Source organism: Kitasatospora sp. NPDC001664 (assembly GCF_053596675.1).
In genome coordinates this window covers 276,539-300,885 of record NZ_JBSFGS010000003.1, presented here as the reverse complement: position 1 = coordinate 300,885, position 24,347 = coordinate 276,539, and the positions used below count along the sequence as shown (strand labels likewise).

At 74.2% G+C, this 24,347-nt stretch carries 19 protein-coding genes; 8 read left to right on the top strand and 11 right to left on the bottom strand.

What is annotated here, in order from left to right:
* Positions 1-14 precede the first annotated feature (14 nt).
* On the bottom strand, positions 15-2,201 hold the full coding sequence (locus tag ACWCYY_RS06115; RefSeq protein WP_449795266.1) for a tetratricopeptide repeat protein: 2,187 nt from the start codon (positions 2,199-2,201) through the stop codon (positions 15-17).
* An 82-nt stretch (positions 2,202-2,283) separates the two neighbouring features.
* Entirely contained in the window at positions 2,284-2,736 is a 453-nt protein-coding gene (locus ACWCYY_RS06110) for a VOC family protein (protein WP_449795265.1), read from the bottom strand.
* 21 nt (positions 2,737-2,757) lie between these two features.
* Here ACWCYY_RS06110 and ACWCYY_RS06105 point away from each other — a divergent pair, with 21 nt between their 5' ends.
* Positions 2,758-3,360: a CGNR zinc finger domain-containing protein gene (locus ACWCYY_RS06105; RefSeq protein ID WP_449795264.1), complete on the top strand. Its 603-nt coding sequence runs from the start codon at positions 2,758-2,760 to the stop codon at positions 3,358-3,360.
* Positions 3,361-3,438: 78 nt separating this feature from the next.
* Here the strand turns inward: ACWCYY_RS06105 and ACWCYY_RS06100 are convergent, their stop codons facing one another.
* Together ACWCYY_RS06100 and ACWCYY_RS06095 are read right to left on the bottom strand one after the other, a co-directional pair.
* Entirely contained in the window at positions 3,439-4,638 is a 1,200-nt protein-coding gene (locus ACWCYY_RS06100; protein ID WP_449795263.1) for an MFS transporter, read from the bottom strand.
* 74 nt (positions 4,639-4,712) lie between these two features.
* Positions 4,713-6,749 (bottom strand): FUSC family protein, encoded by a 2,037-nt coding sequence (locus ACWCYY_RS06095; protein ID WP_449795262.1) that lies wholly within the window; start codon positions 6,747-6,749, stop codon positions 4,713-4,715.
* Positions 6,750-6,993: 244 nt separating this feature from the next.
* Between ACWCYY_RS06095 and ACWCYY_RS06090 the strand changes: the two genes are divergently transcribed.
* A complete protein-coding gene (locus ACWCYY_RS06090) occupies positions 6,994-10,026 on the top strand; it encodes a SpoIIE family protein phosphatase (RefSeq protein ID WP_345283514.1) in 3,033 nt (1,010 codons plus the stop codon).
* 30 nt (positions 10,027-10,056) lie between these two features.
* On the opposite strand, the gene ACWCYY_RS06085 is transcribed toward ACWCYY_RS06090, so the two are convergent.
* The 5 genes from ACWCYY_RS06085 to ACWCYY_RS06065 all read right to left on the bottom strand — a co-directional run bounded on the left by ACWCYY_RS06085 (position 10,057) and on the right by ACWCYY_RS06065 (position 16,020).
* Entirely contained in the window at positions 10,057-10,824 is a 768-nt protein-coding gene (locus ACWCYY_RS06085) for a 3-oxoacyl-ACP reductase (protein ID WP_449795261.1), read from the bottom strand.
* Between the two features lie 4 nt (positions 10,825-10,828).
* Positions 10,829-12,130: an aldehyde dehydrogenase family protein gene (locus ACWCYY_RS06080; protein ID WP_345283599.1), complete on the bottom strand. Its 1,302-nt coding sequence runs from the start codon at positions 12,128-12,130 to the stop codon at positions 10,829-10,831.
* A 100-nt stretch (positions 12,131-12,230) separates the two neighbouring features.
* Positions 12,231-13,589, bottom strand: coding sequence for a glutamine synthetase family protein (locus tag ACWCYY_RS06075; RefSeq protein ID WP_449795260.1), 1,359 nt, complete (start codon positions 13,587-13,589; stop codon positions 12,231-12,233).
* Complete coding sequence (locus tag ACWCYY_RS06070; RefSeq protein ID WP_345283518.1) at positions 13,586-15,103, bottom strand: amino acid permease; 1,518 nt, start codon at positions 15,101-15,103, stop codon at positions 13,586-13,588. Before ACWCYY_RS06070 ends, ACWCYY_RS06075 begins: the two co-directional genes overlap by 4 nt.
* Positions 15,104-15,279: 176 nt before the next feature.
* Positions 15,280-16,020 (bottom strand): Mut7-C RNAse domain-containing protein, encoded by a 741-nt coding sequence (locus ACWCYY_RS06065; protein ID WP_345283520.1) that lies wholly within the window; start codon positions 16,018-16,020, stop codon positions 15,280-15,282.
* A 146-nt stretch (positions 16,021-16,166) separates the two neighbouring features.
* On the opposite strand from ACWCYY_RS06065, the gene ACWCYY_RS06060 reads away from it, so the two are divergent.
* A complete protein-coding gene (locus ACWCYY_RS06060; protein ID WP_449795259.1) occupies positions 16,167-16,898 on the top strand; it encodes a FadR/GntR family transcriptional regulator in 732 nt (243 codons plus the stop codon).
* A gap of 27 nt (positions 16,899-16,925) precedes the next feature.
* Here the strand turns inward: ACWCYY_RS06060 and ACWCYY_RS06055 are convergent, their stop codons facing one another.
* On the bottom strand, positions 16,926-17,159 hold the full coding sequence (locus ACWCYY_RS06055) for a DUF2277 domain-containing protein (RefSeq protein ID WP_345283524.1): 234 nt from the start codon (positions 17,157-17,159) through the stop codon (positions 16,926-16,928).
* Between the two features lie 119 nt (positions 17,160-17,278).
* On the opposite strand from ACWCYY_RS06055, the gene ACWCYY_RS06050 reads away from it, so the two are divergent.
* The 5 genes from ACWCYY_RS06050 (at position 17,279) to ACWCYY_RS06030 (ending at position 22,109) form a co-directional block, all read left to right on the top strand.
* Positions 17,279-17,554: a hypothetical protein gene (locus ACWCYY_RS06050; RefSeq protein ID WP_396291589.1), complete on the top strand. Its 276-nt coding sequence runs from the start codon at positions 17,279-17,281 to the stop codon at positions 17,552-17,554.
* A 171-nt stretch (positions 17,555-17,725) separates the two neighbouring features.
* The gene (gene dacB / locus ACWCYY_RS06045; protein ID WP_345283528.1) at positions 17,726-19,360 is read left to right on the top strand and encodes a D-alanyl-D-alanine carboxypeptidase/D-alanyl-D-alanine endopeptidase; all 1,635 of its coding nucleotides are present in this window, start codon (positions 17,726-17,728) and stop codon (positions 19,358-19,360) included.
* Positions 19,361-19,494: 134 nt separating this feature from the next.
* Positions 19,495-20,304 (top strand): peptidoglycan-binding protein, encoded by an 810-nt coding sequence (locus ACWCYY_RS06040; protein WP_449795258.1) that lies wholly within the window; start codon positions 19,495-19,497, stop codon positions 20,302-20,304.
* A gap of 126 nt (positions 20,305-20,430) precedes the next feature.
* Positions 20,431-21,678: a hypothetical protein gene (locus ACWCYY_RS06035; RefSeq protein ID WP_449795257.1), complete on the top strand. Its 1,248-nt coding sequence runs from the start codon at positions 20,431-20,433 to the stop codon at positions 21,676-21,678.
* Positions 21,675-22,109, top strand: coding sequence for a hypothetical protein (locus ACWCYY_RS06030; protein WP_449795256.1), 435 nt, complete (start codon positions 21,675-21,677; stop codon positions 22,107-22,109). The genes ACWCYY_RS06035 and ACWCYY_RS06030 overlap by 4 nt, the downstream gene beginning before the upstream one ends.
* Here ACWCYY_RS06030 and ACWCYY_RS06025 read toward each other — a convergent pair.
* Positions 22,043-24,319, bottom strand: coding sequence for an ATP-binding protein (locus tag ACWCYY_RS06025; RefSeq protein WP_449795255.1), 2,277 nt, complete (start codon positions 24,317-24,319; stop codon positions 22,043-22,045). The two genes, ACWCYY_RS06030 and ACWCYY_RS06025, sit on opposite strands and share 67 nt — an antisense overlap.
* Positions 24,320-24,347: the final 28 nt, after the last annotated feature.

The following is a 24,347-nucleotide window of genomic DNA, read 5'->3' as shown; positions in this document are numbered from 1 at the left end:
GCGGGGTCAGGGGTTCAGCCCTCGGAGCACTCCGGCTCCGAGGAAGCCTCCAACTCCTCGACCTTGGCACCGAGTTCGGCGGCCCGGGGGCTGCCCGTGGCCTGGTGGATCCGCCAGGCGGCGTCCAGGTGCCGGTGGGCGGCCGCCCGGTCCCCGGCCGCCAGTGCGGTCTCGGCGAGCAGTTCCAGCACGGGCGCCCGGTCGACCGGGGTGTCCCGTTCGGTGAAGACGTGCAGGGCCTGCTCCAGCAGTTCGGTGGCCTGCTGGAGCCGCCCCAGCCGCAGCTGCACCCCGCCGAGGCTGGTGGCGATCCGGGCGGTGGTGCGGCGGTCGGTGCCGTCCCCGAGCCGGTACGCGCGCAGCAGCACCTCCGCAGCCGCGTCCCACTGCCCGCGCCGGTCCAACACCTGCCCGAGGTGGTGGAGTTGGAGCCGGGTGCCGCGGACCTGACGGAGGTTCTCGTTGATCTGGAGCGACTCCTCGAAGGCGGCCTGGGCCTCGTTCAGCCGCCCCTGGGCCAACCAGGCCTTGCCGGAGAACTCCAGCACCATCGCGGTGGCCCGCCGGTCCCCGGCCAGCCGGGTGGCGGCCAGGGCCGGGCGCAACTGGGCGTGGGCGGCGTCGAAGTCGCGCAGCTCCCAGTGGGCCCGGGCGAGTTGGGCCCGGTAGCGGGCCAGGAGCAGCAGCTCCTCCTCGCGTTCGGCGGAGGCGACGGCGAGGGTGTAGGCCTCGATCCAGTAGTCGTACGGCCGCTGGTCCTCGACCAGCTTCCAGAGCGGTTCGGCCAGCCGGCAGACCATCGGGTCGTCGCCCAGGGCCGCGGCCGTGTGGAGGCAGGCCAGCAGGTTGTGCCGCTGGGCGCGGAACCACCGGAGGGCGGCCGTGTCGTCGGCGAACTCCACGTCGGGCCCGGGGCCTTGGGGCAGCGGTGCGAGGTAGCGCAGCCGTTCGCCGATCGCCCGGTCGGCGCGTTCGGCCTGGCGGGCGTACCAGTGGACGGTGCGCTGCCAGATCGCCGAGCGGCCGATGCCGCTCGGGTCGGCGGCCCGGGCCCGGCGGGCGGCGTGCTCGCGCAGCAGGCGGTGGTAGCCGAACCGCCCGGTGGCGGCGTCCTCCTCGAGCAGCCCGGCGTCCACCAGCTCGGCGAGCCCGGCCTCGGCGGCCCAGGCGTCCAGGTCGGCGGCGGCCGCGGCCGCCCCGGAGGCGAACCCGCCGCCCGGGTGGTCGGCGAGCGAGCGGTAGAGCAGGGCGGCGTCCTCGGGCAGGGCCTGGTAGCTCGCGTCCCAGAGTGCCTCCACGCCCGTGCCTCCGATCACCCCGCCACCCGTACCCGCCCCACCGTCGGTCCGCGCCGCCGCCTCGGCCGCTCTCAGCCGGTCGACCAGGTCGGCCACCCGGGCCCGCCGCATCCGGCGCAGCTGCCCGCCGGCCGCCCGCAGCGCGATCGGCAACCCGCCGCACAGCTCGGCGAGTTCGGCCACCGCCGCCTCTTCGGCGGCCGCCCGCTCGGGGCCGATCAGCTCGGCCAGCATGCGGCGGGCGTCTCCCGGCGGGAGCATGCCGAGCGGGACGGCGTGTGCGCCGTTCTGCTCGGCCTCCGGCAGCCGGGCCTGGCTGGTGACCACGGCCGCGCTCTGCTCCCCGGCCGGGAGCAGCAGGGCGAGTTCGGCCTCGTCCTGGACGTCGTCCAGCAGAACCAGCACCCGGCTGCCGGTGGTCCGGGAGCGGAACAGCGCCTGACGCTCCGCCAAGGTGGGCGGCAGCCAGCCGGCGTCCACACCGAGCGACTCCAGCCAGCCGCCGAGCACAGCGGCGAAGTCCACCGCGCCGTCCTGGCGCAGCCGGCCGAGGTCGGCGTAGAGCTGGCCGTCGGGGAAGCGCTCGCGCATCCGGTGGCCCCAGTGGGCCCCGAGCTCGCTCTTTCCCACGCCGCCGACGCCGCTGAGCACCAGCACCGCCGGGCGCCCGGTGCGGGGGCGGCCGAGCTCCGCGGTGCAACCGGCCTGTTCGGCCTGACGGTCGAAGAACCTGCCCTTGGTGAGCGGGAGTTGGCCGGGCACCGGCCGCTGCGGGCCGCTGACCGTCAGGTGCTCGATCACCTGGGCCTGGATGAGGTGACCGTCCACCCGGCCGCCGTCCACCCGGTTCACCCCGGCCGCCGCCCGCTGTGCCACCTCGTCGGACTCCGGTCGCTCCGCCACGCCCACCCCTCAAGCCGCCCTGACCGCCAACACTGTAGACGTTCCGTCAGGCGAAAGGGTTGTGGGCGCACCGGTCCGCCGGTCAGGCCGCGCAGAACTCGTTGCCCTCGGGATCGCGCATCACCCACCAGTGCCCGGCCGGGCCCTTGTCCACCTCCTGGACCTTGACCGCGCCGAGCCCCTCCAACCGCGCGACCAGCCCGGCCAGGCCCTCCGGCCCGGCGTGCAGGTCGATGTGCAGGCGGTTCTTGACGGTCTTGGGCTCGGGGACCTGCTGGAAGAGCAGGCGGCGGCCCTTGCCGACCCCGCTCGCCGGGTCGTAGGGGTCCTCGGGGTGGCGGACGGCGCCGTAGCCGCGGAAGACCTTGCGGCCGCGGTGCTCGGTGACGGCCGCCTCGGGCAGGTGGCCTGCGGCGAGCAGCTGGTCGATCAGCGGGCTCGGGTCCTCCACCTCGTACTCCAGGGCGGCGGCCCAGAAGTCCGCCAGGGCCGAGGGGTCTGCGCAGTCGATGACGAGTTTCCAGTTCAGAGCCATGTAACCAGTTATATTGGTTACATGGATCCGTCCGCAACCAGAGGCCTGACGCTGCGCTCGCGCAGCGGCTCCACCTACCGTTTCGACCCCGGGGCGCTCTGCCTTGAGCTGATGACCACCGGAGGCCCCGGCCCCTACCGCGTCTTCGAGGTGCTGCACGCTCCGGCCGACGTGGCCGACTTCGCCGGGCGCTCACGCCTGGACCCCACACCCGAGTTGGAGGTCGCCGAGCGGGACGTGGCCGAGCTCCGGACGCTGCGCGACGCGCTGTTCGGGCTGGTGCGCGCCCACCTCGACGGCGCACCGCTCCCGGCCGACGAGCTGGCCGTCCTCAACGCCGCCGCCGCCCGGCCCGCGCTGGCACCGGCCGTGACGGCCGACGGCGGCCGGGGGTGGGCCCCCGGGGCCACCGGCGCCCAGCTGGTCGCCACCCTCGCCCGCGACGCGGTCGACCTGCTGACCGGCCCCTTCGCCCACCGGGTCCGCACCTGCTCGGCCGGCGACTGCCAGCTGGTGTACGTCGACACCTCCCGCCCCGGGAACCGCCGCTGGTGCTCCATGGAGCACTGCGGCAACCGCCACAAGGTCCGCGCCCTGCGGGCCCGCCAGTCCGAGGAGGGGTGACCCCCGGGCAGCGGGCGCACGGGAAGGCGGTCACGGACCTGCTCGCCGCCGCGCCGGACCGGTCCTCCTGACGGAGGGTCAGCCGACCGGCTCCACGGCCGGGCTCGCGGCGGGCTCGACGGGGGCGGACCGCCGGGAGGGGCGGTCGAGCGCCCAGGCCGCGGTGGCCACCAGGCAGCCGGTGAGGGCCAGCCCGGAGCCGACCAGGGTGGGCGAGGTCCAGCCGAGCCCGGCCGACAGGGCCAGGCTGCCGAGGTAGGCGCCCTGCGCGTTGGCGAGGTTGAAGGCGCCCTGCACGGTGGCCGAGGCCAGGGTCGGCGCGGTCCGTGCCTTCTGCATCACCAGGGTCTGCACCGTCGGCACGGTGGCGAAGCCGAACAGGCCGATCAGCACCACGGTGAGCGCCGCCGCCCACGGGGTGCCCGCGGTCACCGCGAACAGGGCCAGCGCCAGCGCCATCAGCAGGAAGGCGGCGCTGATCGAGGGCCGCAGCGCGCGGTCCGCCGCGTAGCCGCCGATCAGGTTCCCGAGCGTCATCCCGACGCCGAACAGGGCGAGCACCACCGTGACGCCCTGTCCGGAGAAGCCGGCCACCTCGGTGAGCACCGGGGTGATGTAGGTGTAACAGGCGAACAGCCCGGCGCAGCCGGTCACCACCGTGCCGAGGGCCAGCCAGAGCTGGCCGCTGCGGAAGGTGGCCAGCTCACTGCGCAGGCCGGCACCGGGGCGGCTGGGCAGTTCGGGCAGCAGCCGGGCCAAGGCGAGCGTGCCGACCGCGCCGGCGCCGACCACCACGAGCATCGCCGAGCGCCACCCGAGGTGCTGGCCCAGCAGGGTGGCGGCCGGCACGCCGAGGATGGTGGCCACGGTCAGCCCGGAGAACATCACCGAGACCGCCCGGGCCCGCAGGTGCGGCGCCGCCAGCTCGGCGGCGGCCACCGCGCCGGCCCCGAAGAAGGCGCCGTGCGGCAGCCCGGTGATCAGCCGGGCGGCGGCCAGTAGGGCAAAGTTCGGGGCCAGCGCGCAGAGCAGGTTCCCGACCGTGAACAGCCCGGACAGGCCGATCAGCACGGCCTTGCGGGGCAGCTTCGCGCAGAGCGCGGTGAGCAGCGGGGCCCCGATGACCACACCGATCGCGTACATCGAGATCAGCCAGCCGGCCTGCGGCACCGGGACTCCGAGGTCGTCGGCGACCTGCGGGAGCAAGCCCATCGCGGCGAACTCGGTGGTGCCGATCGCGAAGGCGGTGAGGGCGAGGGCGACGAGCGCCAGCGGCATGACGGGACCAACTCCAGGGGTGGGGTGACATGGGGCGGTCGCCACTGACCACCTGCGCGAGGGTTCGGGGCAGTTTACCGAGCCGAGGTCAGCGTCCGGATCCGGCGGAGCTCGCCGTGGATCTCGGCCAGCGTGCGGCAGTCGGCGGGGACGGCGCCCTCCGCAGGGCCGGGCGTCACCTTCCCGGCGTCCAACTCCCTTGCCAGGAGCTCCAGTTCGGCGACGATCCGCCGAGCGTCCGGCTCCGGCGGGTACGGGCGGCCGTGGTCGAGCCGGACGGCGCAGGCGGTGGTCGCGTCGACGATCCGCTCCGCCCCGGCACCGACCGGCAGCCAGTCGCGGTCCGCCCGCAGCTCGGCGGCGGCGGTCTCGGCGGCGGCCCGCGCCTCGGCCAGTGCCCGGTAGGCGGTGCGACGCAGGGCATCCCGCTCCGCGCGGACGGACCGCTCGGGGGCGAGCACGTGGTCCAGGTAGCACTGGGCGTGCCGCAGCGCGACGGCGTACCGGTGACCGACCCGGGTCCGGGTGGAGCTGAGCCGGGGCAGGTGGCCGACCAGCAGGACGGCGAGGCAGGCCAGCACCGTGTCCGCCAGCCGGGTGCCGGCCGCGCTGGTGTCCCCGGCGAGCGAGACGAAGGCGAGCACGGTGACGGTCACCACCGCCGTCTGGGCGGCGAAGTGACGGGCCGCCAGCGGGACCAGCGCCCCGCCCAGGGTCGCGGCGGCCACCTCCGCGCCGTGCGGCAGCAGCACGGCGGCGAACAGCACCCCGACGGCCGTCCCGGCGCAGCGGCTGACCACCCGCGAGAACAGCGGCCCGATGTCCGGCTTCACCAGGAACGCGGCGGTGACGGGCAGCCAGTACCAGTAGGCGGCCCCGAGCAGCAGCGCGAGCGTGGTCGAGACGGCCACGCAGGCCGCCACCCGCAGCCCGTACTCGCGCCCGGCCGGGCCGGTCGGCAGCGCTCCGGGGCGCACCCGGTGCGGCGCGGCCACCGGCTCGTCTCCCGCCCCCGAGAACGCCAGCGTCACCTCCAGCACCGCCAGGTCGAACGCCGCCCTCGCCGGACTGTCCGACACCGGAGCCGGCACCGCACCGGGCACCGCCCCCGCCCGCACCGCCTCCGCCAACCGCCGCGGCCCCTCGACGATCCGCTCCGGCAGCCGCTCCCCCTCCCACAGCAGCGCCACGCCCGCCTCGCACAGCGCGGCCGCCGCCCCGAACCGCTCCCACAGCCGCCCCTCCTCGGCCCCGACCACCCTCGGAGCACCGCCACGCCGCAACGCCCGGGCGAAGAATCGGCCGCTCACACCACCGCCCCCGCGCAGCGCCCCTCCGGCGGACCCGCCGACGGGCGGAAGGGCGCGCCGGGGTGTGGCCTCACCGACACCCAGGCCCGACGCCCCACCCGTCCGCGTCCGCCCGTCGTCCCCTGACGGACCGTCCACCCGTCCCGCCCGCCCCGCCCGGGGCCACCGCAGGCGCAGCGCCAGGTCCGCCTCGTTCAGCGCGCCGGTCAGCCGCCTCCGGGCGGCCTCCGCTCCCGGGGTGCCGACGGCGGCCAGGGCGTCGGCCAGGGCGTCGAAGACGGCCGCCACCGCGTGGCGCTCGCCGTCCGCGCCCGAGGGGCTGACCACCAGCCGGAGCAGCAGCTGCCAGAGCGCGCCCGCCAGGAAGGCCGCCGCCATCGCCCACGGCGGGGCCGCGACCGGCATCCCGGCGCCGACCGCCGTGAAGACCAGCAGCTGCACGGCGGCGGCGGACCACACCGGCCCGGCCACGCTGACCGCACCCGAGGCCAGCCCGACCACCGTCAGCAGCGGCAGCGCCCACCACCCGGGGGCCAGCGCCCCGAAGAACCCCGCCGCCCCGGCCACCGCGGGCAGACCGATCCGCACCGCCGCCACCCGCCGCGTCCCCGGCCGGTCGTTGAGCGTGCCGAAGAACGCACCCAGCCCGGCGGCGATGGCCTCCGCCGGGCGGCCCGCCGCCAGCCCGAGGGCCAGTGCGGGACCGGTGCCCAGCGCCCCGCGCAGCACCGCCGGCCAGGGCACCGGCCCGCCGCGGGGCCACCGGAGCGGATGGGCGAGCCAGACGGGCGGGCGGTGCACCAGGGTCCTCCTCGTTCGACCTGACCGGACGGCTGCGGCCGAGCCTAGGAGCCTCGGTTGTCGCTCTCGCTTCGCCGCCGTTACGGGAACGTGACCATCCGCTCCCCCGCGCCCGGAGCCCCGCCGTACGGCCCTCCGCCCGCCGGGAACCCTCCACCGCAGCCCCTCGCAGAGCCGTGCCAGCCGCAGCACCCCGTGCGAGGATGACAGGACGGCAGCCCCAGCCCCGGGCGGTGGTCGACACATGCGTAGTGATGAGCAGGACGGCCTCCTGACGGTCCCGATCGCGACCGCGCTGATCGCCGAGGACGGCCGCATCCTGCACTGGAGCACCGACGCCGAGGCCCTGCTCGGCTACCCCGCCCGGCAGGCCATCGGCGCCCGGGCGGCCCAGCTGCTGGTCACCGAGGACCAGCGGCCCGAGGTGCTCGAACTGTTCCGGCACATCCTCACCGGCCGGGGCTGGTCCGGCGTCTTCCCGGTGCTGCACCGCAACGGCCACCACGTGAACCTGGAGTTCCGCACCCACCCCGTGCTCGGCCCGGACGGCCGCCCGCTGGTGCTCGCGGTGGCCTCGGACGTGACGACGGTGCACCGGCTGCACGCGGACCTGGCGGTGCTGGACAGCTTCTTCAGCCAGTCCCCGGTCGGCATGGCGGTCTACGACACCGACCTGCGCTTCGTCCGGCTGAACGACGCGCTGGCCCGCGCCAACGGCCTGCCCGCCGAGCAGCAGATCGGCCGCCGGGTCACCGAGGTGCTGCCGGGGATCAACGGCGAGGAGATCGAGGCGGTGATGCGCCACGTGATGGCGACCGGCGAGCCGGTGCTGGACGCCCGCTCCTACGGCCGGACCCCTGGCGACCCGGGCCACGACCGCGCCTGGTCCGCCTCCTACTTCCGGCTGGACCGGCCCGAGGGCGGGGTGCTCGGGGTGAGCTCCACCATCGTGGACGTCACCGAGCGGTTCCGGGCCGAGGCCCAGGCGGCCCGGGCCCAGCAGCGCCTGGCCCTGCTCAACGAGGCCAGCACCCGGATCGGCACCACCCTCGATCTCGCCCGCACCGCCCAGGAGTTGGCGGAGGTGGCGACCCCGGAGCTGGCCGACACGGTGGCGGTGGAGGTGCTGGACACCCTCGCCGCGGGCCAGCCCGCCGAGCTGCCCAGCCCCGCCGACCGCTCGGCGGTGCTGCGCCGGATGGCCTTCCACTCCGCGCCGGGCTCCGGCATGGTGCCGCTGGCTCCGGTCGGCGCGGTGCACCACTACCACCCGTCGACGCCGTACGCCTGGGCGCTGGCGCACCGCCGTCCCGTCCTGCTGCCGACCCTGGACGGCGGGGCCTCGCACTGGTTCGCGGACGCGCCCGCCGAGGCCGCGGCGATGCGCGGCGACGGGGTGCACACGGCGATGGTGGTGCCGTTGATCGCGCGCGGGGCGGCGGTCGGGATCGCGGTCTTCTATCGGAACGTGACGGAGCGTCACTACGACGCGCAGGACGCGGCGCTGGCCGCCGAGCTGGCCGCCCGGGCAGCCGTGGCGGTGGACAACGCGCTGCTCTACACCCGGGAGCGGGACGCCGCCCGGGCCCGGCAGTTCGCCCTCGAGGAGGCGCACACCGCCCAGCAGCGCCTGGCCCTGCTCAACGAGGCCAGCACCCGGATCGGCACCACCCTCGACCTCTCCCGCACCGCCCAGGAGTTGGTGGAGGTGGTGCTGCCGCGCTTCGCCGACTTCGTCACCGTGGACCTGCTGGAGTCGGTCCTCGACGGCGAGGAGCCGGCCGCCCCGCCGGACGAGGGCCCGGCGCTGCTGCGGGCGGTGGCGGTCGGCGAGGTGAAGGGTTCGGAGGTGCTGATGGGGGCGGCCGACGAGGTCGGCGAACCCAGCCGGTCGGCCAACCTCTATGCGGAGAGCCTGCGTTCGCGCCGCTCGATCCTGGTGGCCGAGGTGGACGAGGCGGCCCTGCACCGGATCGTGGCGGCACCCGACCGGGTGGAGCCCGGTCTGGCCGCGGGCGTGCACTCGTACGTGATGGTGCCGCTGCTCGCGCGCGGGACGGTGCTGGGCGGTGCCGAGTTCATCCGGACCGTCAACCCGGAGCCGTTCACCGCCGACGACGTGGCGCTGGCCGAGGAGTTGGCGGCCCGGGCCGCCGTCTGCATCGACAACGCCCGGCTCTACCGGCGGGAGCGCGAGACCGCGCTGACGCTGCAGCGCAGCCTGCTGCCGCAGGAGGTGCACCACTCGCTGGGGCTGGAACTGGCCCACCGCTACCTGCCGAGCAGCGTGGTCAGCGAGGTGGGCGGCGACTGGTTCGACGTGGTGCCGATCGGCAGCGGCCGGGTCGCGCTGATCGTCGGCGACGTGATGGGCCACGGTATCCGGGCCGCCGCCACCATGGGCCAACTCCGCACCGTGGCAAGGACCCTGGCCACCCTCAACCTCGATCCGGCCCGGCTGCTGCGCCGCCTGGACGAGGCCGCCTCGGCACTCGGCGAGGGCCAGTTCGCCACCTGCGTCTGCGTGGTGTTCGACCCGCTGGACCGCAGCTGCACCGCGGCCTCGGCCGGACACCTGCCCCCGCTGCTGGCGCCGCCCTCGGGCGAGGCCGAGCTCGTCGAACTGCCCGCCGGCGCGCCGCTGGGGGTGGGCGGGGTGCCGTTCCAGAACCGCAGCTTCACCCTGCCCGAGGACGGCCTGCTGCTGCTCTACACCGACGGCCTGGTGGAGCGGCGCGACCACGACATCGACCACGGCATCGAGCTGCTGCGCCGCGCCGTGACCGGCCGCCGCGGCAGCCTGGAGCGCACCTGCGACGCACTGCTCGCCGCACTGGAGGCCCCCGCCGGCCAGGACGACGTCGCCGTCCTGCTGGCCCGGGCCCGCCCGGTCGGCCCGGACCGCTACGCCGTCCTGCCACTGGCCGAGGACCGGGCCGTGGTCGGCCGGGCCCGGCACTTCACCCGCGAGGTGCTCGCCGCCTGGGGCCTCGACGTCCTGGCCGACCACGCGGAACTGCTCACCAGCGAACTGATCACCAACGCCCTGGTGCACGCCGGCCGACCGGTCGAGATGCGGATCTTCCGCGACCGGCTGCTGACCGTCGAGGTCACCGATGTCGACGCCCGCCCGCCGCGCCTGCGGGTCGCCGAGGAGGCCGACGAGGGCGGCCGCGGCATGTACCTCGTCAACGAACTCGCCCACCGCTGGGGCACCCGCGTCACCGACACCGGCAAGGTCGTCTGGTACGAACTGGAACCCCCTGCGGGCGGCTGAGCCGTCGTCAGCCACCCGCGGGGCGTCCTCCTACTGCGGGGTCACGTACGCACCGGAGATGCCGCCGTCCACCAGGAAGGTGTTCGCCGTCATGAACGACGAGTCGTCGCTCGCCAGGAAGGCCACCGCCGCCGCGATCTCGGAGGGCTCGGCGAAGCGTCCCAGCGGGATGTGCACCAGGCGGCGGGCCGCCCGCTCCGGGTCCTTGGCGAAGAGCTCCTGGAGCAGCGGCGTGTTGACCGGGCCCGGGCAGAGCGCGTTGATCCGGATGCCCTCGCGGGCGAACTGCACGCCCAGCTCGCGCGACATCGCCAGCACGCCGCCCTTGGAGGCGCTGTAGGAGATCTGCGAGGTGGCCGCGCCCATCACCGCGACGAACGAGGCGGTGTTGATGATCGAGCCCTTGCCCTGCCGCTGCATGTGCGGGATGGCGTACTTGCAGCAGAGGTAGACACTCTTCAGGTTGACGTCCTGCACCCGCTGCCAGGCCTCCAGGCCGGTGGTCAGGATGGAGTCGTCGTCCGGCGGCGAGATGCCGGCGTTGTTGAAGGCGATGTCCAGGCTGCCGTAGGTGTCGACGGCGGTCTGGTACATCTGGCGGACGGCGTCCTCGTCCGTCACGTCCGCGCGGATGAACAGGCCGCCGACCTCGTTGGCCGCCTTCTCCCCGCTCTCCTCGTCCAGGTCCACGCAGACGACCTTCGCTCCCTCGGCGGCGAAGCGCCGGGCGGTGGCGAGGCCGATGCCGCTGCCGGCTCCGGTGATGACGGCCACCCGGCCGTCCAGACGGTTGCTCATCCGACTACTCCTGATCCGTTGCGATGAAGACGTTCTTGGTCTCGGTGAAGGCGTGCAGGGCGTCCGGCCCGAGCTCCCGGCCGAGACCGGACTGCTTGAAGCCGCCGAAGGGGGTCGAGTACCGCACCGAGGAGTGCGAGTTGACCGAGAGGTTGCCGGCCTCGACGGCGCGGGCGACCCGCAGGGCGCGGCCGACGTCCCTGGTCCAGATGGAGCCGGAGAGGCCGTACTCGGTGGCGTTGGCGATCCGCACCGCGTCCTCCTCGTCGCGGAACGGGACCACGGTCACCACCGGGCCGAAGATCTCCTCGGTGAACGCCGGGTCGTCGTGCCGGACCGGCGCGAGCACCGTCGGCGGGTACCAGAAGCCCGGTCCCTCGGGGCAACTCCCGGTGAACGCCGGGTCCTTGACGTAGGAGGCGACCCGCTCGCGCTGGGCGGCCGAGATCAGCGGACCCATCTCGCTCTTCTCGTCGGCCGGGTCGCCGACCCGCACCGCGCGCACGGCCCGTTCGAACCCGGCCATGAACTCGTCCAGCACGGTGGCCTGCACCAGGATCCGCGACCGCGCGCAGCAGTCCTGCCCGGCGTTGTCGAAGACCGCGTACGGGGCGGTGGCCGCCGCCTTCGCCAGGTCGGCGTCGGCGAACACGATGTTCGCGCTCTTGCCGCCGAGCTCCAGGGTCACGGCCTTGACCTGCTCGGCGCACCCGGCGGCCACCCGCTTGCCGACCGCGGTCGAACCCGTGAAGACCACCTTCCGCACGTCGGGATGGGTGACGAACCGCTCGCCGACCACCGGCCCGCGCCCGGGCAGCACCTGGAACACGCCCTCCGGGATCCCGGCCCGCAGCGCCAGTTCGGCCAGCCGCAGGGCGGTGAGCGGGGTGAGCTCGGCGGGCTTGAGGACCACCGTGTTGCCGGCCGCCAGGGCCGGGGCGAAGCCCCAGGCGGCGATCGGCATCGGGAAGTTCCACGGCACGATGATCCCGACCACGCCGAGCGGCTCCTGGAAGGTCAGGTCCACTCCGCCGGCCACCGGGATCTGACGGCCGAACAGGCGCTCGGGGGCGGCCGCGTAGTACTCGATCACGTCCCGGGCGTTGCCCGCCTCCCAGCGGGCGTTTCCCACCGTGTGACCGGCGTTGGCCACCTCCAGCCGGGCCAGTTCCTCCCGGTCGGCGTCCACGGCGGCGGCGAAGGCGCGCAGCAGCCGGGCCCGGTCGGCGGGGGCGACCTTGCGCCAGCCCTCGAAGGCGGCCTTGGCCCGCGCGACGGCGGCGTCGGTCTCGGCCAGGGTGGCCATCGGGACGGTGGTGATCACCTCCTCGGTGGCGGGGTTGACCACCTCGTAGAGGTCGGGGCTGTCGGTCACTGCGTACTCTCCTCGGTCGGCGAAGCGGTGGTCACAGGCGTTCGAACCCGCGGCGGCGCTCCCAGTCCGTCACCGCGGCGTCGTAGGCGGCGAGTTCGACCCGCCCGGCGTGGGCGTAGTGCCGCACGACGTCCTTGCCGAAGGCCAGCGCCGCCGCCTCGCTGCCCTCGAAGGCGGCCACCGCGTCACGCAGCGTGGACGGCACCCGGGGCGCGTCGGAGGCGTAGGCGTTGCCGGTGAACTCCGGCTCCAGGGGCAGCTGGTGCTCGACCCCGTGCAGACCGGCGGCGATCAGCGCGGCCAGCGCCAGGTACGGGTTGACGTCCCCGCCCGGCACCCGGTTCTCGAACCGCAGCGAGGGGCCGTGGCCGACCACCCGCAGCGCGCAGGTCCGGTTGTCCCGGCCCCAGGCGATGGCGGTGGGGGCGAAGCTGCCGGGGACGTAGCGCTTGTAGGAGTTGACCGTCGGCGCCAGCAGCAGGGCGAACTCGCCCAGGCAGGCCAGCTGTCCGGCCAGGAAGTGCTCCATGGTGCGGGAGAAGCCGTACGGGCCGTCCCCGGCGAAGACCGGGGCGCCGCTCTCGTCCCGCAGGCTCAGGTGGACGTGGCAGGAGTTGCCCTCCCGCTGGTCGTACTTGGCCATGAAGGTGAGGCTGTAGCCGGCCTGGTCCGCGATCTCCTTGGCACCGGTCTTGTAGACCGCGTGGTCGTCGCAGGTGGTCAGCGCGGGGCCGTACTTGAAGGCGATCTCGTGCTGGCCGAGGTTGCACTCGCCCTTGGCGGACTCCACGGTGAGCCCGGCCCCGGCCATCTCGTTGCGCAGCCGGCGCAGCAGCGGCTCGATCCGGGAGGTGCCGAGGATGGAGTAGTCGACGTTGTACTGGTTGACCGGGGTGAGGCCGGAGTAGCCCTTGTCCCAGGCCTGTTCGTAGCTGTCCTTGAAGACGATGAACTCCAGCTCGGTGCCGGCGTAGGCCTGCCAGCCGTAGCCGGCCAGCCGCTCCAGCTGACGCCGCAGCACCTGGCGCGGGGAGACCGGGACGGGGGTGCCGTCCTGCTGGAGCACGTCGCACTGGACCATCGCGGTGGCCGGGTGCCAGGGCACCATCCGCAGGGTGTCGAAGTCGGGCCGCATCACGAAGTCGCCGTAGCCGGTCTCCCAGGAGGAGACCTCGTAGCCGTCGACGGTGTTCATGTCGACGTCCACCGCGAGCAGGTAGCCGCAGCCCTCGGCGGCGTGGCCGACGACCTCGTCCAGGAAGTGCCCGGCGGCGATCCGCTTGCCCTGGAGGCGGCCCTGCATGTCGGTGAGGGCGAGCACCACGGTGTCCACGGAGCCGTCGGCGACCAGCGCGCGCAGGCGGTCGAGGGTGAGGCGGGGGCTGCTCATCGCTTCTCCAAGGTGCTTGCGCGGTCGGCCGGTTCGTCCTCGGCGGTCACCTTGGGGCCGGTGAACCAGTGCCGGGCCGACACCAGCCACCAGATCCCGGCGAAGCCGAGCACGACCGCCACCGCGACGGGGGTGTAGTTGAAGTTCGCGGCGGTGACCGGGCTGAGGGTGGGCAGCATGAACAGCACCGAGATCAGCGCCGTCCAGCCGACCGCCACGCTACCGATCAGCTTGCTCCACCGGCCCAGGTGCCACGGGCCGCGCTCGAAGGCGTCACCCTGACGGAGTCTCAGGAACACCGGGACGACGTAGGCGATGTACAGCCCGATGACGGAGATCGAGGTGACGGCCGCGTAGGCGGTGGCGTTCCAGAGGTTCTGCGCGCCCAGCAGGAAGGCCCCTCCGGTGGCCAGCCAGACGGCGGCGGTCGGGGTCTGGGTGCGCGGGTTGATCCGGTGCCAGATCCGCGAGCCGGGCAGCGCGCCGTCGCGCGAGAAGGCGTAGATCATGCGGGAGTTGGCGGTCACCGAGGCCATCCCGCAGAAGAACTGGGCGCCGATCACGATCAGCAGCAGCAGCTTCGCGCCGGTCGGGCCGAGCGCGTCCAGGAAGATCTGCGCGGGCGGCACCCCGGTGCTCGTGCCGGTCACGCCCTCGTAGTTCGTGATCGCGAAGGTCAGCCCGAGCAGCAGCACCCAGCCGGCCACCAGGGAGACCAGCACCGAGTTGACGATGCCCTTGGGCCCGGAGCGGGCGGCGTCCCTGGTCTCCTCGGTCATGTGTGCGGAGGCGTCGTAGCCGGTCAGGGTGTACTGGGCCAGCAGCAGGCCGAGCATCGCGACGTAGAAACCGCTGGAGAAGCCGGTGTTGTTGACGAACTTCGTGAACACGAAGGAGGCGGAGGCGTGTTCGGACGGCAGCAGCACCAGCGCGCCGACGATCACCGTCACTCCGGCCACGTGCCACCAGACGCTCACCGTGTTGAGCAGCGCGACCAGCTTCACGCCCCGGGTGTTGAGCAGGCCGTGCAGCAGCAGGATGACCGCGAACAGCACCATGGTGTGCTCGGTGGTGGCGGCGTAGCCCCACTGGAGGTCCAGGAAGGCGTTGGTGAAGAACGCCGCGCCGAAGTCGACCCCGGCGGTGACGGCCACCTGGCCCATGAAGTTGAAGTACCCGGTGAACCAGGAGGCCGCCGCACCGTTGCGGCGGGCCAGCTTGGCGGCCCAGTAGTACAGACCGCCCGCGGTCGGGTAGCTGGAGCAGATCTCGGCCATCGACAGCGCCACGCAGAGCGTCATCAGGCCGACCAGTGGCCAGCCCCAGGTGATCAGGGCCGGGCCGCCGGTGTTCAGCCCGAAGCCGTAGAGGGTCAGGCAGCCGGAGAGGATGGAGACGATCGAGAAGGAGACGGCGAAGTTGGCGAAGCCCGACATCGAGCGGGCCAGCTCCTGGGTGTAGCCGAGCTGCCGTAGCCGGTGCTCGTCGTCGCTCGTGTGCTGCTCGGAAGGCATGCGCACCCCTTGGGGGTTGAGGGGTTCGGGAGAGAGCCGAAACGTGCGCCCACGTCATCGTGGCGGCCAAAGGACCGGTTTCAGACCTTTGGCGTGGGCAGCATGTTCCCGTTACCCCTGATTCCCCGTCAAGACCACGCGCCCCAGTGGTTCCTCGGCGGGCAGCCGGCCGGGCCTCAGCCGTTGACGACCGCCCCGCCGAACTCGGCCACCGCCGCGTCCACGATCCCGCTCAGCTGCGCGTGGTGCGCGCCGCGCCAGTACACCTGCTCGCAGTCCCCGCACTGGGCGTAGACGTCGTAGGAGCGCTCGGTGCCGTCCCGCAGCTGCTCGCGGACCTCGGCCTTGTCGGCCGGCCGGAGCACCCCGTTGCAGTTGGTGCACCGCGTCCACGGCGCGAGCGGGGGCGCGAACCGGGAGAGCACGTCGCGCAGTTGCTCCGCGGGGCGGTGGCTGTAGACGTACGCCCCGGCCCAGAGCTCGCGCCGGTGCAGCAGTCCCCGGTCCCGCGAGAGCATCACCCGCTGCTCGGCCGCCGAACGGGCCGCCAGCGCCGGGTCCCCGATGTCCAGGCTCTCGTACGCCGCGTCCACCCCGAGCAGCCGCAGCCGCCGGGCCAGCGTGCCCAGGTGCACGTCCAGCAGGAAGCGCGGCGCGCCCGGCAGCGCCTGCGGCCTGACCACCGCCCGCACGGCGATCCGCTCGCCGTCCACCGGCACGTGCGAGGTGGCCAGCGCCTCGCCGGCCGCCGTCTCGAAGGCGCCCACCTCGGTCAGCGGTACGCCGAGCGACTCCACCACGTGCCCGAGGGTCGAGGTCCCGTCGGTCCTCACCCCGGACCAGCCGCCTCGACGTGGGGTGCTCACGAAGACGTGCAGCTCGGGGGCGAATTCGATCGAGATCTCGGGCTTGTCCACGGGAGCAGCATGCCAGCACCACCCCTGTCCCCGCCCCGCCTTTTCGCCACCCGGACGCCCCGCCCTCCCCCGTCCCCGCCCCACCACCCCTCTCACCCACCGGTCACCCCCTCCGCCCCCACCCCCGCCCTGGGTACGATGCGGCCGTGGCTGACGAGGGCGTGGACTGGCGCGGCGCATCGGTCCTGCGTCCGGTGCGGACCGGGAACGCCTTCGAGGAGACCGTCGAACGCATCCTCGCCGCCCTCAAGCTCGGCGTCTTCGCCCACGGCGACCGCCTCCCGCCCGAGCGCGAGCTCGCCGCCCGGCTGAACGTCAGCCGCGAGACCCTGCGCGAGGCGCTCCGCTCGCTCCAGCAGGCCGGCTGCGTGGAGCCGCGCCGCGGCCGCTACGGCGGCACCTTCGTGACCTACCGCCTGCCCCCGCCCGACCTCGGTCAACTCCGGCGCGCCGTCCAGGACATGGGGGCCGAGCTGGAGGACGCCCTGACGTACCGTCTGGTCCTGGAGACCGGCGCCTCCGAACAGGCCGCCCGCCGCACCCTCACCCCGGTCCAGCGCGAGCACCTGGAGCAGCGGCTGGCCGAGCTGGAGGACTGCGACCCGGCCGACTACCGCCAGCTCGACTCGCGGTTCCACCTGGCCATCGCCGAGCTCACCGGCTCGCCCTCGCTGGCCGCCGGGGTGGCGGTCGGCCGGATGCGGCTCAACGACCTGCTCAACGCCATCCCGGTGCTCGGCCGCAACATCGAGCACGCCTCGGAGCAGCACCGCGCCATGGTCCGGGCCATCCTCGACGGGGACGTGGCCGCCGCCCGCCGCACCACCGAGGAGCACCTGGAGGCCACCGCGGCCCTGCTCCGGGGCTTCCTCGGCTGATCCCGGCCGCCTCCCCGGGACGCCGCCTCAGTGCTCGTGGGCCGCCTGGTGCTGCTGCCCCCTGACCACCAGATGGTCGAGCAGCTCCCGGGTGGCTTCGGTGACCGCCTCCACCGCCCGCTCGAACACCTCCTGGTTGTGCGCGGCGGGCGCCCGGAAGCCGGACACCTTCCGGATGTACTGCAGGGCGGCGGCGTGGATGTCGTCCTCGGTCACCTCGGGGGTGACCGGGGCGCGCAGGGTCTTGATCGATCGGCACATGCTCCCAGTGTGCGCCGCGCCCCTGACAGGTGACAGGGGGTGATGGCCGCCGAGCCGGGGTACCGTGGCCGGGTAACTCTTGACGCATGATCACCCCCCGGACAGCAGCAGGAGGAACCGTGGAGACGTGGGCCACCTGGACCACTCAGGGCATCCATGCCGGGCACGGCGGCGTGCTCACCGAGGAGCTCGGCGCGATCACCGGCAATCTGACGCTTCACACCACCTGGGTCGAGGGGCAGGTGAAGATCACCGTCCAGTACACCGGCGCGCAGGACTGGTTCACCGTGCTCGGCAGCCCGCTCCCCGCCGCCGACGAGACCACCGCCCGCAATCTGCACCAGGCCATGGTCGAGGCCACCAAGGCGGGCAACGCCCGCGCCCCGCAGGTCTGAACCACACCCGTCCACCCCTCCGCCGAGGCCCCCCGCCGGCGATCATCAGACCGTTCGTCAACTGCTAGTCTGTGCACGCCAACGGGGGGCTTTGGCCTGTTCCGCACCGATCTGTCGGGCGCGGACGCGCTTGCGCGCGCCCCCGTCACGTCCGAGAGCTCGGGAGCTCCCTTGTCGCTGCGCACCAGCCGCCGCCACGTCCTGCCCTTCGCCGCCGTCGCGGTCGCCGCCTCGCTCCTCGCGGGCGTCGCCCAGGCCGACACCTCCACCCCGGCCGACCCCAAGCTGATCGCCGACATCGACGCGATCCTGTCCACCCCGGCCCTGGCCAACGCCCAGGCCGGCGTCCAGGTCATCGACACCACCACCGGCCAGGTGGTCTACCAGCGCGGGCAGAACGCGCTGCTCACCCCGGCCTCGGTCCTCAAGACCGTCACCACCGCGGCCGCCCTCGACCTGCTGGGCGAGAACCACGTCTTCACCACCCAGGTCCTCACCTCCGGCACCCGCTACGGCTCCGTCCTGGTCGGCGACGTCGTGCTGCGCGGCGGCGGCGACCCGAGCCTGCGCCCGGCGGACCTGGACGCACTGGCCAAGCAGGTGGCCGCGGCCGGCATCACCACCGTCACCGGCCGGGTGCTCACCGACGCCACCCGCTACGACTCGGTGCCGCTCGGCCCGGGCTGGGCCTGGGACGACGAGCCGTACTCCTACAGCCCGCAGATCTCCGCGCTGACCGTCGCGCCGGACTCCGAGTACTCGATGGACACCGTCAAGGTGACCGTCACCCCGACCACGGCCGGTCAGCCCGCCAAGGTCACCACCTTCCCGGCCGAGGCCCCGGTGAAGTTCACCGGCCAGATCACCACCGGCGCGGCCGGCTCCGGCAACTCCAGCGGAGTCGAGCGCAAGCGCGGCGTCAACGAGATCGCCCTGACCGGCAGCCTGGCCGCGGGCGCCGCCCCGGTCGACTCCCTGGTCACCGTCGAGGGCCCGGCCGCCTACACCGGCGAGGTCTTCAACGGCGCCCTGGAGCGGGCCGGCGTCGACGTGGTCCGTCCGGCCAAGGCCGCCAGCGGCACCGAGACCACCCAGCCGCTCGCCTCGCACGACTCTGAGCCGCTCGGCAAGCTGATCGTCCCGATGCTCAAGATCAGCAACAACGGCATCGCCGAGCACCTGATCAAGGAGATCGGCAAGGTCAAGGGCGGCCAGGGCACCTGGGCCACCGGCTCCGCCCAGGTCAACGGCTTCCTCAAGGCCAACGGCCTGGAGCTCCCGACGGGCCGTCAGGTGGACGGCTCCGGCCTCTCCCGCTACGACCTGGTCACCCCGGGCAAGCTCGCCTCGCTGCTCGACCTGGCCACCCGCAAGCCGTGGTTCAAGACCTGGTACGACGCCCTCCCGGTGGCCGGCAACCCGGAGCGCATGGTCGGCGGCACCCTGGCCGCCCGGATGCGCGGCACCGCCGCCGAGAACAACGTGCACGCCAAGAGCGGCTCGATGAGCGGCGTCGACAACCTGATCGGCTACGCCACCGCCCCCGACGGCCGCCGCCTGGCCTTCAGCGCGATGATGAACAACTTCCCGGGCGCCCGCCCGCGCTTCGTCCTGGACGCCATCGCCGTCCGCCTGGCCACCGGCCCGGCGCCCGCCGCCCCGGCCGCCGGCTCGAACGCCCCCGCCAAGAGCGGCCAGAACGCCCCGGCCGCCCGCTCCTTCCAGGCGCCGTCCTCCGCCTCGCCCGAGGCGGCCCTGGTGCCGGCCACCCGTTGGGAGGAGTGCGAGACCCTCGGCCGCTGCTGAGCGCTCCCCGCACCCCCGCCCGCGCCTCCGTCGCGCCTCCACCCGCGCCCCTGACCGGGCCTGACGCTCCGTAACCGGGCCCTGCCGAACCTCGTTTGGCAGGGCCCGCTCGCCTATTCGTCAGGAGACAGACCATGTCCGGTGCACGGGCCATGCTGCACACCGCCCGGAGCCACCTCGGCTACCGCGAGGGCGCGGGCAACCGCAACCGCTTCTCCACCGCGATGGGCCGTCCGGCCGAGAGCTGGTGCGCCGACTTCGTCTCCGCCGTCGCCGCCGAGAGCGGCAACTCCGGGCTCTACCCCGACACCGCCTCCTGCTCCACCGCCCGCGACTGGTTCGCCCGCCGCAGCCGCCTCTCCGTCTGCCCCGCCGTCGGCGCCCAGGTCCTCTTCGGCGCGCCCGACGGCCCCTACGGCCCCGGCGGCGAACACACCGGCCTGGTCACCGCCTACACCGCCGACACCATCACCGTCATCGCCGGCAACACCAACGACGACGGCTCGGCCAACGGCGACGGCGTCTACCAGCGCACCTACCGGCGCCGCTCCGCCTACGTCGACTCCTACGGCTACCCCGACTTCCCCGAGGGCCTGGTCTGCGCCGACCCGGCCTGGCGCGGCCGCCCCGGCATCACCTGGTTCGGCCAGCAGGCCGACGAGTCCGACCTCCCCACCCCCCTGATCCCCCGTCAGGTCGTCATCGACGGCCACCCCTACGGCCCCGGCTCCCACGGCCCCCACATCACCACCATGGGCCGCCTCCTCACCGCCGCCGGCTGCTCCCACTACACCGTCGGCCCCGGCCCCGACTGGGGCCCCGCCGACACCGCCTCCATGCGCGCCTACCAACTCCACATCGGCGACACCGGCCCCGAAGCCGACGGCATCCCCGGCCCCCGCCAACTCCACCGCCTCCAAGCCGACTTCGGTGACCGCATCTAGCCGGTCACCTCCTTCGCAAGGTTTCCGCAAGCAGGTGGCAGGGCTTCCGCCAAACCCGCCGGGCAACCCTCCCAACGGCGGCCGCACACCCGCGGCCGCCGTACCGGATCCAGGGGGACCGCAACCATGCCACTCGCCTCGACCGAGCCCATCACGACACCCGGGGCCACCGCCCCCGACGAGCACCGGCAGTGGCTCACGCTGCCCGACTGCAAGCGCGTCCTCGTCGTCGTCCACACGCTCGTCTACGGACTCCGTCTCCAGGACGTGTTCCCGCTGCTGCGCGCCGACCTCCGGGTCAACGTGGTCTTCACCGTCGCTCCGCACCAGTTCAACGCCGGGGCCGCCGACTTCCTCCGCTCGCTCGGCGCCACCGTCATGCCCTGGCGGGAGGCACTGCGCACGGACTTCGACCTCGCCCTCGCCGCAGGGTCCAAGGGCGTCGAGCAGCTCCGCGGACCGCTGCTCCGGCTCCCGCACGGCGCCGGGCACGTCAAGCTCAACCACCGCCCGGCCCTCGGCCCGGACCGCACCATCGGCGGCATCGGCCGCTCGTACCTCACCTGGGAGGGCCGGGTGGTCCCGGCCGCCGTCGCCCTCGCTCACCGGGCCGACCTGGACGAGCTGGCCCGCTGGTGCCCCGAGGCACTGCCGATCGCCGAGGTGATCGGCGACGGCTGCTACGACCGGATCGCCGCCAGCCTGCCACTGCGTCAGCAGTACCGCCGGGCGCTCGGCCTGCGCGAGGGCGAGCGGCTGGTCCTGACGACCTCGACCTGGGGACGGGCCTCCTCGTTCAACCGGATCGACGCCCTGCTCCCGAGGCTGCTCGCCGAACTGCCCGCCGACCGCTACCGCACCGCACTGCTGGTGCACCCCAACGTCTGGGCCGGGCACGGCCGTTGGCAGGTCAACGGCTGGCTCCCGGAGCGCGCCAGGGAGAGCGTCCACCTGCTGCCGCCGGAGACCGACTGGCGCCAGCTGCTGATCGCCGCCGACTACCTGATCGGTGACCACGGCTCGGTCTCGCTCTACGGCGCCCTCACCGGCACCCCCACCCTGCTGGCCCGCTTCCCGGCCGCCGGGGACCTCAACCCGCACTCCCCCGGCGCCCTGCTGGCCCGGACCGCCCCCGCGCTCTCCCTCACCCACTCGCTGGCCGAACAGCTCGACTACGCCGAACAGCGCCTGCGGCCCGAGGAGTCCACCGCCATCGCGGAACGGATCTCCTCCGAACCCGGCCGCTTCAACCACAACGTCCGCGCGCTGATCTACCGCCTGCTCGGACTCGGCGAACCCGCCCACGCACCCTCCGACGACCCGCTGCCGCTGCCGTCCGCACTCGGCAGCCACGACCCGGGGAGGCTCTGGTGAACCTCGTCCGCCTGCACCTCTCGGACCCGGTCGGCCAGGACGAGCACCTCGCCGTCGGTCTCGATCCAGACGCGCCCGCCGCCGAACTCTGCCAGGCCGACGTCCTGACCAGCCGCCAGCTGATGTCCGCCGTCGAGGCCACCCGGCTCGCCGCCTGGCTCCTCGACCTCCTCCCCGGCTGCACGGTGGCCGCCTTCGCAGCCCTCGACGGCACCGTCCGGGCAGCCACCCGGACCGGGCCCGTGGTGATCGCGCCCGGTCCGGTGGCCCTCACCCTCACCGGCTCCCTGGTGCACTCCTGGCTGCTCGCCGGGAAGCCCAGGGCGATGGGCTTCACCTTCCCCGGGCACCCTCCGATGCGCCTTCAGTCGGACGGCTGCTCCAGCTTCTCGGTCAGCCTCGACACGTCCGGGGCGTGCAGCGACCGGTAGAGCTCCAGCGCCTCCTCGTACCAGCGGCGGGCCGCCCCCGGCCGGCCCGCCGTCTCCGCCAGCTCACCGAGGAACTCCCGGCACCTGGCCTGCCACTGCACGGATCCGGCCTCCTCGAACTCCGCCAGCGCCGACGAGAGTTGCTCCCCCGCCAGCGCCTCGGCCCCGGCCGCTCCGTTGGCCCGCCCCAGCAGCGCCAGCGCCCGCGCGGCGTCGTAGCGGTCCCCGACGGCCAACAGCCCTGCCCTGGCCGACCCGAACAGGTCCACCGCCGCCTCCGGCTCCCCCAGGGCCTGCCGCACCTCCCCCAACACCACCCTGGTCAGCGCCGCCCCGCGCGGGTACCCGATCTCCTCCCGGATGGCCAGCGCGACCGCCAGCTCCGCCACCGCCTCCTCGTGACGCCCCGCCAGGAACTCGGACTGCCCCGCCCCGTGCCGCGCCTGCGCCTCGTCCCGGCGGTTCCCGTCCGCCAACGCCAGCACCAACGCCTCCCGGTACCACTCCGCCGCCTCGGTGTGCCGCCCGAGCGCCCGCAGCGCCCCGCCGCCGGAGGTGAGCATCCGGGCCTCCGCCGCGCGGTCGCCCACCGCCCGGGACGCCGCGAGCCCCCGCTCGAGGGCCTCGAGCCAGATTCCGTACGGGCGCAGCCTGAGGAACAAGGGCCACATCGCGTCGGCGAGCTGCCAGACGTACTCGGGCCAGCCCCGTTCCTCGGCGCCCCGCAGTGCGGCCATCAGCTGGTACTGCTCCGCACCGAGCCACCGGAGGGCCTCCGACTCGGTGGCGAAGCGCCGCGGCTCCACCGGCGACTCCCGGTAGGTCCGCTCCAGCGTCCGGTGGCTCGGTGTGATCAGGGCCTCCGTCTCCGTCGCGCTCGCCAGGTACCACTCGACCGCGCGGCGCAGCACCTCGGGCCCGGCGGCCCCGACGCTCCGGGCGTGCAGGCGCACCAGGTCGTGGAAGCGGTACCGACCGGTGCCCGACTCCTCCAGGAGGTGAATGCCCGTCAGCATCTCGACCAGTTCCGCGGTCCGTCGCCACGGCTCGCCCGCGACCGCCGCGACCAACTCCGCAGGGAAATCGGCGAAGGGCACCTGCCCCAGTCGCCCGTAGAGGTCGGCCGCCCTCTCCGCGAGCACCCGGTAGGAGGCGTCCAGCGCTCCCTGGACCGCCCGCTCGCCCTCCACCCGGAGCTCGGTCAGCCGGTCCGCCTCGCGGTCCAGCGCTGCTGCCGTGTCGGCGATGGCCTGGGACGGACTGGTGACCACCCGGGCCGCAGCGACGCACAGCGCGAGCGGCAGCCCCGCACACAGGTCCACCACCTGGCGGGCGGGCCCCGGTTCGGCCGCCACCCGGTCCGGCCCGATCCGGTCGCGGAGCAGGGCGGCGGAGGCCGACGGGCCGAGCAGGCCGAGGCGCAGCAGGCCGGCGCCGTCCAGCTGGAGCCCGGACAGCCGCAGTCGGCTGGTCACCGCCACCAAGGAGCGACCCGAGGCCGGCAGCAGCGGCCGGACCTGGGCCGCGCTCAGGGCGTTGTCGAAGAGCACCATCAAGCGCTTTCCGTCACTCAACGAGCGCCAGAGCGATGCCTGTTCGGCCTGGTCCGGCGGCACCGCGGTGATGCCCAGTGCCCGCAGGAAGCCGCCGAGCACTTCCCCGGCGCCAGCTGCGGACTCCATCTCGTGCCCGCGCAGGTCCACGTAGAGCTGGCCGTCCGGATACTCGTCCGCCAGACCGCGCAGCCAGTGCAGGACGAGCGTGGTCTTGCCGACCCCCGCAGGCCCGGTGACCACGACCAGCGGGTCGTCCCGGCCACTCTCCCGCCGCAATTCCTCCAGGCGGGCAACGGCTCCGGCCCGTCCGACCAACTCGCCGCTGGAACGCGGGAACTGGCGGGGTGCGGGGTGCGCAGGGTGGCTCGAAGCCAGGTGAATTCCTCCGTGGATCTCGCGGGCCTGCACCGTCGTCCCGGTGAACTGCGCCGACCCCGAAATCGTGTTGCCCGCCTCGCTCCCCGAGATCGCGACCCACAGTCGCAGCCCCGGCACCAGTTCGGGGTGGGCCAGCAGGGAGGCCACCAGGGACTCGTACTCATCCTCGCTCTCCGGCTTGGCCAACGGGCCGACCAGGAGCATCAGTTGCTCCCACTGCCGACCGGTCGCCCGCCGGAGGGCGGCCTTCAGCTCCGCGCTGGTCAGTAGTTCCACAGCACCCCCGTTGCCCGCGGCGAACTCC

Bases quoted from the DNA above. Each gene is read 5' to 3' on its own strand.
- ACWCYY_RS06110 (WP_449795265.1), bottom strand. From the start codon at position 2,736: ATGGCTCTGAACTGGAAACTCGTCATCGACTGCGCAGACCCCTCGGCC.
- ACWCYY_RS06105 (WP_449795264.1), top strand. From the start codon at position 2,758: ATGGATCCGTCCGCAACCAGAGGCCTGACGCTGCGCTCGCGCAGCGGC.
- ACWCYY_RS06100 (WP_449795263.1), bottom strand. From the start codon at position 4,638: ATGCCGCTGGCGCTCGTCGCCCTCGCCCTCACCGCCTTCGCGATCGGC.
- ACWCYY_RS06090 (WP_345283514.1), top strand. From the start codon at position 6,994: ATGCGTAGTGATGAGCAGGACGGCCTCCTGACGGTCCCGATCGCGACC.
- ACWCYY_RS06085 (WP_449795261.1), bottom strand. From the start codon at position 10,824: ATGAGCAACCGTCTGGACGGCCGGGTGGCCGTCATCACCGGAGCCGGC.
- ACWCYY_RS06080 (WP_345283599.1), bottom strand. From the start codon at position 12,130: ATGGCCACCCTGGCCGAGACCGACGCCGCCGTCGCGCGGGCCAAGGCC.
- ACWCYY_RS06075 (WP_449795260.1), bottom strand. From the start codon at position 13,589: ATGAGCAGCCCCCGCCTCACCCTCGACCGCCTGCGCGCGCTGGTCGCC.
- ACWCYY_RS06070 (WP_345283518.1), bottom strand. From the start codon at position 15,103: ATGCCTTCCGAGCAGCACACGAGCGACGACGAGCACCGGCTACGGCAG.
- ACWCYY_RS06055 (WP_345283524.1), bottom strand. From the start codon at position 17,159: ATGTGCCGATCGATCAAGACCCTGCGCGCCCCGGTCACCCCCGAGGTG.
- ACWCYY_RS06040 (WP_449795258.1), top strand. From the start codon at position 19,495: ATGTCCGGTGCACGGGCCATGCTGCACACCGCCCGGAGCCACCTCGGC.
- ACWCYY_RS06035 (WP_449795257.1), top strand. From the start codon at position 20,431: ATGCCACTCGCCTCGACCGAGCCCATCACGACACCCGGGGCCACCGCC.